This window comes from Methylobacterium durans (assembly GCF_003173715.1).
GTDB classification, from domain to species: Bacteria; Pseudomonadota; Alphaproteobacteria; order Rhizobiales; family Beijerinckiaceae; genus Methylobacterium; species Methylobacterium durans.
In genome coordinates this window covers 3173133-3185000 of record NZ_CP029550.1, presented here as the reverse complement: position 1 = coordinate 3185000, position 11868 = coordinate 3173133, and the positions used below count along the sequence as shown (strand labels likewise).

Here is an 11868-nt window from a genome sequence, read left to right as displayed (position 1 = left end):
CCCGTGCGCCACCCGAGCGCCGGCCCCCTCCCGGCGACGCCGCATCCGGACCCCCTCCCCTCCCGATGATCCCGCCCGACCGTCTCCCCAGAGCCCCCTCCCCTCCCCCGCGGGGTCGCCGATGAGTTCGGGGATCTGGGGCAAGCTCGGCGGCGTCGGGCTCGGCATGGCGATCGGCGGGCCGCTCGGCGCGCTGATCGGGGGCGTCGCCGGCCACTTCCTCGTCGACCGGGAGGGCGCGCTGTTCGGCGCGACGCCCCGCGACGTCGTCTTCACCACGGGCCTCGTGGCGCTCGCCGCCAAGATGGCGAAGTCGGACGGGGTGGTGACGCCCTCCGAGGTGGAGGCCTTCGGCAAGGTCGTGCAGGTCGCCCCCGAGGCGCGGGCGGGCGTCGAGCGTCTGTTCGACCTCGCCAAGGCGACGACGAGCGGCTTCGAAGCCTATGCCCGGCAGATGGCCACCGCCTTCCGCGAGGAGCCGGCGCTGCTTGAGGACGTGCTCGACGGCCTGTTCCACATCGCCAAGGCGGACGGCGCCCTGCACGAGGCGGAGGAGCGCTACCTGCGGTCGGTGGCCGAGATCTTCGGCCTCGGCGAGGCCGAGTTCCGGCGCATCGAGGCGCGCCACGTGACGCTCGCGGGCGACGCCTATCTCGTCCTCGGCCTCGACGCGGCCGCGGACGATGCCGCGGTGAAGGCACGCCACCGCAAGCTGGTGGCCGAATCCCACCCGGACCGGGCCATCGCCCGCGGCCTGCCGCCCGAGGCGGTGGCAATCGCCGACCGCCGGCTCGCCGCCATCAACGCCGCCTACGACCGGATTGCGGCCGAGCGGGGCCTGCGGTGAGCGCCGCCCCCGAGAGCCCGGTCGCGACGGCCGTCGTGCCCTCGCCGAACCACGGCGCGCGGCAGGGCCCGCCGCCCGACCTGCTGATCCTGCATTACACAGGCATGGAGACGGCGCACGAGGCGCTGCAGCGCCTCGCGAACCCGGTGGCGGAGGTCTCGGCCCATTACTTCGTGTTCGAGGGCGGGCGCGCGGTGCAGATGGTGCCGGAAGGCCGCCGCGCCTGGCACGCGGGCGCCGGCGCCTGGAAGGGCGAGCGCGACATCAACTCGCGCTCCATCGGCATCGAGATCGCCCATCCGGGCCATGTCGGCGGGCTGCCGCCCTATCCGGACGCGCAGATCGAGACGGTGATCGCGCTGGGGCGCGACATCGCCGCGCGCTGGCGCATCCCGCCCGAGCGCGTGCTCGCCCACTCGGACGTTGCGCCGGAGCGCAAGGAGGATCCGGGCGAGGTCTTCCCCTGGGACCGGCTCGCCCGCGCCGGCCTCGGCCACCACGTGCCGGCGGCGCCGATCCGGGACGGGCGCTTCTTCGCCCGGGGCGATGCGGGCCAGCCGATCGAGGCGCTGCAGGCGATGCTCGGCCTCTACGGCTACGACCTGCCCGTGACGGGCCGGTTCGACACCCGCACCCACGCGGTCGTGACCGCCTTCCAGCGCCATTTCCGGCAGGCGCGCGTGGACGGCGTCGCCGACGCCTCGACAATCACGACCCTGCGCGATCTCATCGCCGCCCTGCCGGGCTGACGGCGAGGCACGCGGCCCGCAGCGGCCTCGAAGGGGGAGATCGTCCATGCCGTCGAGACCCGGGTCAGCCCGTAGCGCCACCCTGTGCACGGCCGCCCTGCTTCTCACCACCCCGGCCTGGGCGACGGAGTGCGCGGTCCGGATCGATCTTGCAAAGCCCCTTTCTCTCGCGACCGTGACGGGGCCGGACCGGGTCAACTTCCTCAAATCCGGCGAGGCGGATGCGGCCTGCCCGAGCCTGGCGCCCGCCTGCCGGGAGAGAGCCTATCTGGTGGCTGGCAATCCGGTGGTGGTGAGCGGGACGAGCGGGGCCTTCGCCTGCGCGACCTATCTCGGCGCCAAGGGCGCGACGCGCTCCGGCTGGCTGCCGCGCGCCGCGCTCACGGAGTCGCCGGCGGCGGCACCGGATCTCGATGCCTGGACCGGCCGCTGGACGAGCGGGCCCGAGCAGACCATCGCGATCCGGCGCTCCGGCCAGTCCCTGACGGTGGAGGGCGATGCCACCTACGGTGCGCAGGACCCCGACCGGGTCAGGCGCGGCGCCGTCAACATGGGCTCCTTCTCGGTCACGATCCGGCCGGAAGGATCGGCCCTGGTGTTCACGGACGGGGAGCAGGGCGTGATCGGCGCCTACGACGCGGAGGAATTCTCCTGCAGCGTCCGGATGCGCCTGCTGCCGCCGATCCTGGCCGTGGAGAGCAACAGCGCCTGCGGCGGCATGAACGTGAGCTTCTCGGGGCTCTATCGACGCGGCGATTGAGGGCGGATCCCGGCTCCTCGCGCCCCGGCCCGCCGTCAGGCCCGGCCGTGCATCTGCGCCTCGCGTTCGATCGCTTCCGCCTCGTTCGCCTCCGCCTTCGCCTCGCCGCGGGTGCGCCAGAGGCTGTAGGCGATGCCGGCGAAGAGCAGCACCAGGGTCACGACGAGCGATACCCACGGCGGGACATCGACCAGCTCGAACGTGTCGGCCACGACGATCTTGGCGCCGATGAAGATCAGGATGAAGGCGAGCGCGGTCTTCAGGTAGGCGAAGCGCTCCACCATCGCGGCGAGCGCGAAGTAGAGGGCGCGCAGCCCCAGGATCGCGAAGATGTTCGAGGTGTAGACCACGAAGGTGTCGGTGGTGATGGCGAAGATCGCCGGCACGCTGTCGACGGCGAAGATCACGTCGGCGCCGTTGACGAGGACGAGGGCGAGGGCGAGCGGGGTGAGCCACAGGACCGGCTTGCCGCTCTGCGGGTGAGGCTGCCGCACCACGAAGCGCTGGCCGTGCAATTCGGGCGTGATGCGCAGCCGCTTGCGCAGCCAGCGCACGGCGGCGTTGTCCTGGACGTCGCCCTCGTCCTCCTCCTTCGAGAGGAGCATCTTGAGGCCGGCATAGATCAGGAAGGCGGCAAACAGCGAGAGCACCCAGGCCGCCTGGTGGACGAGGGCGGCGCCGAGCCCGATCATCAGGCCCCGCAGCAGGATCGCGGCGAGGATACCCCAGACCAGCACCCGGTGCTGGGCGGCGCGCGGGATGCCGAGCGCCGACAGGATGACCGCGATCACGAAGACGTTGTCCATCGACAGCGACTTCTCGACGACGAGGCCGGCCACGTATTCCTGGCCCGCCTGTGGGCCGAAATACCACCAGACCCAGCCGCCGAAGATCAGGCCGAGGGTGAGGTAGAAGGCGGTGAGCCCGAGGCTCTCCTTGACGCCGATCTCGTGGTTCTTGTCGCGGTGGAGGAGGCCGAGGTCGAAGGCGAGCAGCCCGAGGATCAGGGCGTGGAAGCCGAGCCATACCCAGACCGGCTTGCCGAGCCACACGATGTACAGGAAATCGACCATCCGCCGGACCCGTGATGCTTCTTGAGGGAGAGCATCGGCTCCGACATCACGGAAGCATCAAGAATGCGTCCCGTCAGAGGGGCCCGCAGCCGATCCTGGCGAGTTGGGGACGGGGCAGGGGTGAGTCAAGGGCGGCGGTGGCAACGGCTCGACCGCCCATTCAGCGCTCTGGGGACGGATAGCAGTTGACAGCGCCGCCTCCCCGGCCCCTTCCCCATCGCATGGACACCCGTGCGGATCAGACACTCGTGATCGTCGGCGGCGGGCCGGCGGGGCTCGCGGCGGCGGAGGTTCTGGCGGAGGCCGGGCACGCCGTCACGGTCCTCGACCGGATGCCCTCGGTCGGGCGCAAGCTCCTGATCGCGGGGCGCGGCGGGCTCAACCTCACCCACAGCGAGCCGCTGCCCGCCTTCCTGGCCCGCTACCATCCGCCCGGCAGTCTCGGGCAAGCGATCGGGACCTTCCCGCCCGATTCCCTCCGGGCATGGTGCGAGGGGCTCGGCGAGCCGACCTTCGTCGGATCGAGCGGGCGTGTGTTTCCGAAAAGCTTCAAGGCCTCGCCGCTGCTGCGGGCGTGGCTCGCCCGGCTCGGCCGCCTCGGCGTGACGATCCGGACCCGGCACCGGCTGGTGGGCCTGTTGGACGGCGGCCTCGCCTTCGAGGCGCCGGAGGGGCCTCTCACCCTGCGCCCGCGCGCCGCCCTGCTGGCGCTCGGCGGGGCGAGCTGGCCGCGCCTCGGCTCGGACGGGGCCTGGGTGCCGCTCCTCGAAGGGCTCGGCGTGCCGGTCTCGGAATTGCGGCCGGCCAATGCGGGCTTCTCGGTGGCGTGGTCCAAACTGTTCCGGGAGCGTTTCGCGGGCGAGCCCCTGAAGCGCGTCGCCCTCCGCGCCGAGGGCGAGACGGTGCGGGGGGAGGCCGTGATCACGGCCGAGGGCATCGAGGGCGGGGCCGTCTACGCCCTGTCGCGGGTCCTGCGGGAGGCGATCCGGGCGCGGGGCGAGGCCCGCCTCGTCCTCGACCTGCGGCCGGACCTGACCGAAGTGGCCCTCGCCGCCCGCCTCGGGGCGGGAAGGCCTGGGCAATCCACGGCGACGCGCCTGCGCAAAGCGGCGGGACTCGCGCCCGTCGCGGCCGGATTGCTGCGGGAGGCGGCCGGCCCCGCCCTGCCCGCGGCTGCGCCGGACCTTGCCGCGCTGATCAAGGCTGCCCCCTGCGGCTCACCGCGATGCGGCCGGTCGAGCAGGCGATCTCGACGGCCGGCGGCGTCGAGGCCTCCGCCCTCGATCCGGGCTTCATGCTGCGAGCCCGGCCCGGCCTGTTCGTGGCCGGCGAGATGCTCGACTGGGAGGCTCCGACCGGCGGCTACCTCCTGCAGGGCGCCTTCGCGAGCGGGCGGGCGGCGGCGACCGGGATGCTCGACTGGCTGCGGGCGGCGTGAACCTCACAACCGCGCGCAGAAGCCGACCATGCCGGCGGCGTCGGACGGGCAGGCAGCGCTCGCCGTGCCCCCGGCGATCGGCGTGAAGACCGGGTTGCCGCCCTTCAGGCAATAGGCCGAGACGAAGACCTCGCCCGCCTCGCAGGCGAGCTTGCAGCCCTCGGGCGAACAGGATTCCGTGCGCACCGTCCGGAACGGCGCGGGGGCGGAGGTGCTGGCCGTCGAGGCCGCGGCCCCCGGTTCGCCGCGGGGACCCGGCTGGCCGGGCGCGCCCTGGGCGCCGGGCTCTCCGCGCAGGCCCGCCTCGCCCGTGGGACCGGCCTCTCCGCGCGCACCCGTCTCGCCCTTGGGACCGGCCTCTCCCTTGGGACCGGCCTCGCCCTTGGGACCGGCCTCGCCCTTGGGGCCCGTCTCGCCTTTCGCGCCAGCTTCGCCCTGCGGGCCGGCGGGCCCCTGCAGCCCCGCCATGCCCTGCGGCCCCGTCGGGCCGGGCTCGCCCTGGGGACCCGCCGGGCCTTCGGGGGCGCAATTGGCCACCACCACCTCGCGCTCGTCCTCCTCCGCCTTGAGGGTCGCCACGCAGGTCGCCGGACGATAGGGCAGCCGGAAGACGAAGCGGCCGCGCCGGTCGGCCATCACCGAGATGTCGTCGTCCATCACCACCACGGCGCCGCCCTTGCGCACGGAGCCGGAGATGCGCAGGTCCCCCGCCTCGATGCGGGCGTCGTAGACCATGATGGGCTGGCTCGGCGCCTGGGGTCGACGGGCGGCGCGCGCCGGGCGGGCGGGCGTGGCGGGCGCGGCCTGCGTCGCCGGCTGATCCAGCGGCTGGGCGAGGACGGGCGGCGTGCAGGCAAGCGGAAGCAGGCCCGCCAGGGCCGTGGCGACGCGAGCGATGCGCATGGACGTTCCCCCCGAGTGATCCGCACCCCGTTCGGGCGGGCGGGGGACATTGCCGCCCCCCGAGCGGCGGGGTCAACCCTGTCTCCGGGGCCTCCGGCCGCATCCCGAGTCCCCGCTAATCCACAGCCGTCCACACCTCTCCACAGGCCAAAGCCATGGGGGTGCACGGAAAATCGTGAGGCGTCGGAAACCGGTTGAGATTGTTCCTGTTTTGTTCTTATCGTGGCCGCACAGTCGGAGCCGGTGCAGGATGGAGCGGTCGCATGAGGAACCGGACGGAGACGCGCGCGCCGACGGCGCTCCGGAGGCCGAGCCGCCCGACAGAGCCACCCGCCACGCCGCGGCCCGCGCGGCCCTGCGCGGGATCGCGACGGCCGGATCGGAGCCGGATCGGCACGGCTCCGCCGTCCTGCCCTTCGGCGTGGGACCGGTCGACGCGCATCTTCCCGGCGGGGGCCTGCGCCTCGGCCGCGCCCACGAGATCGCCCCGATGGCCGAGGGCGACGAGCCCTGCGCCCTCGGCTTCGGCCTCGCCCTTCTCGCCCGCCGCCTCGACCGGGCAGCGGGCGAAGCCCTCCTCGTCGTCGCCCCCGGCCATCCGACGCCCTACGGGCACGGGCTCGCCGGGCTCGGGCTCGATCCGGGCCGCGTCCTCCTCCTGGAGGCGGGCAGCGACGCGGAGGTCTACCTCGCCTTGGAGGAGGCTCTGCGGGCGGGCAGCCTGCCGGCGCTCGCCGGGTTCGTCGGGGACGGCCTGTCCCTGAAGCAGGGGCGGCGCCTGCAACTCGCCGCCGAGGCCGCGGGGCCCCTCCTCCTGATCCTGCGCCCGGCCCGCGCCGAGGCGCCGAACGGCGCGGCGACCCGTTGGCGGATCGCCGCGGGCGGGGCGGCCCGGGACCGCTTCGGCTGCCTCGCCGGCCCGCGCTGGCGGGCGCATCTCGACCGCTGCCGCAACGGGCGGCCGGGCACGTGGCTGTTGGAGTGGGATCATGCCGCGCATCGTTTCGGTCTGCCTGACGCACTGGCCGGTCACCCGCCTGCGGCGCGCCTTGCGGGAGCCTGACGACGGGCTGCCAATGGCCGTCGCAGCCCTGGGATCCGGGGGCCTGCGCCTGACGGCGGTCGATGCCCGCGCCCACGCGCTCGGCCTGCGCCCAGGCGAGCCGCTCGGCCGCGTGCAGGCCCGGATCGGCACGCCGCTCAAGGTCCACCCGGCCGATCCGGAGGCCGACGCCGCCGCCCTCGTCCGGCTCTGCCTCTGGGCACAGCGCTACACGCCCCTCGTCGCTGCCTTCGGGGCGGCGGAGGGGGGCGAGGGCCTGTTCCTCGACGTGGCGGGGGCGAGCCACCTCCTCGGCGGCGAGGCGGGGCTGATGGCCGACATCGCCGGCCGCCTCGCCGCCCACGGGATTCCTGCCCGCCTCGCGCTCGCCGACACGCCCGGCGCCGCCTTCGCGCTGGCCCGCCACGGGCGGGACGGCACCGTCGTGGCGCCGGGGGCGAATGCCGTTTCCCTGCGGGCGCTGCCCGTCGAGGCGCTGCGGCTCGAACCGGAGACGGTGGCGGCGCTGAAGCGCCTCGGCCTGCGCCGGATCGGGGCCCTGGCGGACGCGGCCCGCGCGCCGCTCGCCCGCCGCTTCGGGGAGGCGCTGATCACCCGGCTCGACCAGGCGCTGGGCTTGCGCCCCGAGCCCCTCGCCCCCCTCGGCGAGGCGGTCAGCTACGGCGCGGCCCGCGGCTTCCTCGAACCGATCGGCCGGCAGGAGACGATCGTCGTGACCGCGCAGCGGCTGATGGGGGAGATCGCGCCGCGTCTCGCGGCGGACGGGCTCGGGGCCTGCGCCCTGCGCCTCAGCCTGCACCGGGTCGACGATGCCGTGCGCCGTCTCGATCTCGGCCTCGCCGAGCCGACCCGCTGCCCGGAGCATGTCGGCCGCCTGCTGCGCCTGCGCCTTGAGCGGCTCGGGCCCGAGCTCGACGCGGGCTTCGGCTTCGAGACCGTGCGCCTCGACGTGACGGGCACGGGCGCGATGCCGGCCCGACAAGGTGCTCTCGCGCGTCTCGCCGAGCCGGAGACCACCGCACTCGCCCGCCTCGCCGACGCCCTCGGCCAGCGCCTCGGCCGCCGGGTGATCCGCCTGGAGGCGCGCGAGAGCCACCTCCCGGAGCGGGCGGACGTACTGGTGCCCTGGGGAGGGGTGATGGCACGCGGGACACCTCTCCCGTTCGGGAGAGGGCGCGTGCGCGCCAGCGCACCGGGTGAGGGGTGCGACCTTTCCGGAGAGGTCGCACCCCTCACCCCGACCCTCTCCCGAACGGGAGAGGGGGCGCGGCGCGCCGTCCGATCCATCCTTCCACCGCGCTCGGGCGGGCATGGGGATCCCGAGCCCGTTACCCGCGTCATCCTGCACTGGCCCGGCCCGGAGGAGGGCCTGCGCCCGCGCCCCCTCGTCCTGTTCGAGCGCAGCGAAGCGGCCGAGGAGGTGATCGCGCTGGCGCCGGAAGGACCGCCGGAGCGGTTCCGCTGGCGGCGGCGGTTGCACCGGGTCGCCCACGCGGAGGGGCCGGAGCGGATCGCGCCCGAATGGTGGCGGAGTCCCGGCAAGACCGGCCCGGACAGGACGCGCGACTACTACGTGGTCGAGTGCGAATCCGGGCGCCGGTTCTGGCTCTACCGGGACGGCGCCCACGCCCCCGGCGAGCCGGCGGGCTGGTTCGTGCACGGGCTGTTCGCGTGAGCGCCTACGCTGAACTCGCCGTTTCCACGAACTTCTCTTTCCTGCGCGGCGCCTCGCACCCGCAGGAATACGTGGAGCAGGCGATGGCCTACGGGCTCGCGGCCATCGGCATCGCCGACCGCAACACGGTGTCGGGGCTGGTGCGGGCCCATGCGACCGCCCGGGTGAAGCCCGCGACACCGCGGGACCCGGACGAGCCGGAGCGGTGGAAGATCCGCTTCCTGCCGGGGGTCCGCCTCGTCAGCGAGGAGGGCTTCGAGGCGATCACCTACCCGATGGACCGGGCGGCCTACGGCCGGCTCTGCCGGCTACTCTCGGCCGGCAACCGGCGCGCGCGCAAGGGCGAATGCCGGTTCGGTTTCACCGAGATGCTGGAGGCGGCCGAGGGCCAGATCTTCATCGCGATGCCGCCCGGGCGGCGCCTCACGCCGGGCAAGGGCTTCGCCGCCCATCTTGAGGCGCTCGCCGCCGCGGCGCCCGGCCGGACCTATCTCGGCGGCGCTCATGCCCGGCGCGGCGACGAGCGGGCCCGTCTCGGGCTCCTGGCCGAACTCGGCGAACGGCTCGGCGCGCCCCTCGTCGCGGTCTCGGACGCGCTCTACCACCATCCGGAACGGCGCCCGCTCCAGGACGTGGTGACCTGCATCCGCGAGGGCTGCCGGATCACCGAGGCCGGCTACCGGCTGGAGGCCAACGCCGAGCGCCACCTGAAGCCGGGGCCCGAGATGGCCCGGCTCTTCGCCGACCATCCGCAGGCGCTGGCGCGCACACTCGAGATCGTGGAGGCCTGCGATTTCTCCCTCGGCCAGCTGACCTACGAATACCCCGACGAGCCGGTGCCGCCGGGCCGGACGGCGCAAGGCTACCTGGAGGAGAAGACCTTCGAGCGAGCGCTCTGGCGCTTCCCCGAGGGCGTCCCGGAGACCGTCGAGGCGACCTTGCGGGAGGAACTGCGCCTCATCGCGACGATGGGCTATGCCCGCTACTTCCTCACCCTGTTCGACCTCGTGGAATTCGCCCGCGACCGGGGCATCCTCTGCCAGGGACGCGGCTCGGCGGCGAATTCCGCCGTCTGCTACTGCCTCGGCATCACCGCGGTCGATCCGGCCAAGCACCGGCTGCTGTTCGCCCGCTTCATCTCCGAGAACCGGGACGAGCCCCCCGACATCGACGTCGATTTCGAGCACGAGCGCCGCGAGGAGGTGATCCAGTACCTCTACGGCAAGTATGGCCGCGAGCGCGCCGCGATCTGCTCCACGGTGATCCACTACCGGCCGCGCTCGGCGATCCGCGAGGTCGGCAAGGTGCTGGGGCTGACCGAGGACATCACCGCCGCCCTCTCCGAGACGGTCTGGGGCTCCTGGGGCAAGGACCTGCCGGACAGCCACGTCGCGGAGGCCGGGCTCGACCCGGGGAACCCCGCGATCCGGCGGGCGGTCGACCTCGCGGTCGCGCTGATCGGCTTCCCCCGCCACCTCTCGCAGCACGTCGGCGGCTTCGTGCTGACCCGCGGGCGCCTCGACGAGACGGTGCCGGTCTGCAACGCCGCCATGCCCGATCGCACCTTCATCGAGTGGGACAAGGACGACATCGACGTGCTCGACCTGATGAAGGTCGACGTGCTGGCGCTCGGCATGCTCTCCTGCCTGAAGCGCGGCCTCGCCTTCCTGGAGCGGGATTACGGCCACGCCTACCCGACGCTCGCCGACCTGCCGCAGGAGGACGGGAGCGTCTACACCATGCTGTCGCGGGCCGATTCCGTCGGCGTGTTCCAGGTCGAGAGCCGGGCGCAGATGTCGATGCTGCCGCGCCTGAAGCCCAGGGAATTCTACGATCTCGTGGTGCAGGTCGCGATCGTGCGGCCCGGCCCGATCCAGGGGGACATGGTTCACCCCTACCTGCGTCGCCGCGCCGGGACCGAGCCCGTCACCTACCCTGCCCCCCACCCGGCCCACGGGCCGGCGGACGAGTTGCACGCGGTCCTGCACAAGACCTACGGCGTGCCACTCTTCCAAGAGCACGCCATGCAGATCGCCATCACGGCGGCGGGCTTCACCCCGGCGGAAGCCGACGGCCTGCGCCGGGCCATGGCGACCTTCCGGCACGTCGGCACGATCGGCGCCTTCGAGGAGAAGTTCGTGGGCGGCATGACGGGCCGCGGCTACCCGCGGGACTTCGCCGAGCGCTGCTTCGCGCAGATCCGGGGCTTCTCCACCTACGGCTTCCCCGAGAGCCACGCGGCGAGCTTCGCCCTCCTCGTCTACGCATCGGCCTGGATGAAGTGCCGCCACCCGGACGTCTTCCTGGCCGCGATCCTCAACGCGCAGCCGATGGGCTTCTACCAGCCGGCCCAGCTCGTGCGCGATGCCCGCGCCCACGGCGTCGAGGTGCGGGGCCCGGACGTGAACGCGAGCGACTGGGACTGCACCTTGGAGCCGGCCTCCGAGCCGCCGCCCCCCGGCGGGCCGCGCCGGCTCGCCGTGCGCATCGGCTTGCGGCAGGTGAGCGGCCTGCCCGAGGCAGCGATGCGCCGGCTGGTGGCGGCGCGCGGCAACGGCTACGCCAGCATCGAGGGCCTGCAGGCAGCCCTCGCGCTGCCCCGCAACGCCCTGGAGCGGCTCGCCGAGGCCGACGCCTTCCGCTCCCTCGACCTCGACCGGCGCGCCGCCCTCTGGATGGTGCGCACGCTGGAAGGCACCGCCGCCCGCCGGGCCGCGAAGGCCGCGGCCGAGGCGGGGCCGGACCGGCGGGCCCATCTCCTCGAGACGCCGCTCCCCCTCTTCGCCTTCCACGCCGATGACGGCCTGTTCCGGCACGAGCCGTCCGTGGCGCTGCCCGCCCTCGCCCCGAGCGAGCAGGTGGCGGAGGATTACGCGGCGACGGGCCTCTCGCTGAAGGGCCACCCGATCGCCTTCTTCCGCGAGCGGCTCGCCCGGATCGGCGCGATCCCCGCCCGCGACCATCTCGACGAGGCGCTGCCCTTAAACAGCCGGGTCACGGTGGCGGGCCTTGTCCTCACACGCCAGCGGCCAGGCACGGCCAAGGGCGTGGTCTTCCTCACGCTCGAGGACGAGACCGGCATCGCCAACGTGATCGTCTGGCGAAAGGTCTTCGAGGCGAACCGGCGCGCGGCGATGACCGCCCGCTTCCTCGCCGTGCGCGGCCGCGTGCAGCGGGAGGGCTCGGGCGAGCACAAGGTGGTGCACGTGATCGCCGAGCGCTTCCGCGACCTCACGGAGGAGCTGCGGCTCCTGCGCGAGGGTGGGATGCGGCTGCCGCCCGAAACCAACGATTTCGGCGCGCCCCTCGACCGCCGGGTCTACCGCAGCCGGGATTTCCACTGAGGAGGCGATACCTCGA

General features: G+C 73.9%; 8 protein-coding genes and 2 pseudogenes. 8 read left to right on the top strand and 2 right to left on the bottom strand.

Annotated features, from left to right (window positions below; genetic code table 11):
* Nucleotides 1–121 precede the first annotated feature (121 nt).
* Genes DK389_RS14690 through DK389_RS14680 form a run of 3 tightly spaced genes read left to right on the top strand, consistent with a single transcriptional unit; the run spans nucleotide 122 to nucleotide 2356 of the window.
* Nucleotides 122–847 (top strand): TerB family tellurite resistance protein, encoded by a 726-nt coding sequence (locus tag DK389_RS14690; RefSeq protein WP_109890641.1) that lies wholly within the window; start codon nucleotides 122–124, stop codon nucleotides 845–847.
* Entirely contained in the window at nucleotides 844–1596 is a 753-nt protein-coding gene (locus DK389_RS14685) for an N-acetylmuramoyl-L-alanine amidase (RefSeq protein ID WP_109890639.1), read from the top strand. The genes DK389_RS14690 and DK389_RS14685 overlap by 4 nt, the downstream gene beginning before the upstream one ends.
* A 46-nt stretch (nucleotides 1597–1642) precedes the next feature.
* Nucleotides 1643–2356, top strand: a complete 714-nt coding sequence (locus DK389_RS14680) for a hypothetical protein (protein ID WP_162560651.1) — start codon at nucleotides 1643–1645, stop codon at nucleotides 2354–2356.
* Between the two features lie 35 nt (nucleotides 2357–2391).
* Here the strand turns inward: DK389_RS14680 and DK389_RS14675 are convergent, their stop codons facing one another.
* Complete coding sequence (locus DK389_RS14675; RefSeq protein ID WP_109890635.1) at nucleotides 2392–3429, bottom strand: TerC family protein; 1038 nt, start codon at nucleotides 3427–3429, stop codon at nucleotides 2392–2394.
* 221 nt (nucleotides 3430–3650) lie between these two features.
* Between DK389_RS14675 and DK389_RS14670 the strand changes: the two are divergent.
* Nucleotides 3651–4580, top strand: a pseudogene (locus DK389_RS14670) (TIGR03862 family flavoprotein); the annotation flags it as partial.
* Nucleotides 4490–4867 (top strand): annotated as a pseudogene (locus DK389_RS35875) (NAD(P)/FAD-dependent oxidoreductase); the annotation flags it as partial. The pseudogenes DK389_RS14670 and DK389_RS35875, both read left to right, overlap by 91 nt.
* A gap of 3 nt (nucleotides 4868–4870) precedes the next feature.
* Here the strand turns inward: DK389_RS35875 and DK389_RS14665 are convergent.
* Entirely contained in the window at nucleotides 4871–5770 is a 900-nt protein-coding gene (locus tag DK389_RS14665) for a collagen-like domain-containing protein (protein WP_109890633.1), read from the bottom strand.
* A 250-nt stretch (nucleotides 5771–6020) separates the two neighbouring features.
* On the opposite strand from DK389_RS14665, the gene DK389_RS14660 reads away from it, so the two are divergent.
* The 3 genes from DK389_RS14660 to DK389_RS14655 are packed head-to-tail and all read left to right on the top strand — an operon-like array spanning nucleotide 6021 to nucleotide 11852.
* On the top strand, nucleotides 6021–6833 hold the full coding sequence (locus DK389_RS14660; protein ID WP_236960882.1) for an ImuA family protein: 813 nt from the start codon (nucleotides 6021–6023) through the stop codon (nucleotides 6831–6833).
* Nucleotides 6760–8508: a Y-family DNA polymerase gene (locus DK389_RS34255; protein ID WP_236960880.1), complete on the top strand. Its 1749-nt coding sequence runs from the start codon at nucleotides 6760–6762 to the stop codon at nucleotides 8506–8508. Before DK389_RS14660 ends, DK389_RS34255 begins: the two co-directional genes overlap by 74 nt.
* Nucleotides 8505–11852 (top strand): error-prone DNA polymerase, encoded by a 3348-nt coding sequence (locus DK389_RS14655; protein WP_236960879.1) that lies wholly within the window; start codon nucleotides 8505–8507, stop codon nucleotides 11850–11852. Before DK389_RS34255 ends, DK389_RS14655 begins: the two co-directional genes overlap by 4 nt.
* Nucleotides 11853–11868 lie beyond the last annotated feature (16 nt).

Coding starts and splice junctions, on each gene's coding strand:
- DK389_RS14690 (WP_109890641.1), top strand. CDS start 122: ATGAGTTCGGGGATCTGGGGCAAGCTCGGCGGCGTCGGGCTCGGCATG.
- DK389_RS14680 (WP_162560651.1), top strand. CDS start 1,643: ATGCCGTCGAGACCCGGGTCAGCCCGTAGCGCCACCCTGTGCACGGCC.
- DK389_RS14675 (WP_109890635.1), bottom strand. CDS start 3,429: ATGGTCGATTTCCTGTACATCGTGTGGCTCGGCAAGCCGGTCTGGGTA.
- DK389_RS14665 (WP_109890633.1), bottom strand. CDS start 5,770: ATGCGCATCGCTCGCGTCGCCACGGCCCTGGCGGGCCTGCTTCCGCTT.
- DK389_RS14660 (WP_236960882.1), top strand. CDS start 6,021: ATGGAGCGGTCGCATGAGGAACCGGACGGAGACGCGCGCGCCGACGGC.
- DK389_RS34255 (WP_236960880.1), top strand. CDS start 6,760: ATGCCGCGCATCGTTTCGGTCTGCCTGACGCACTGGCCGGTCACCCGC.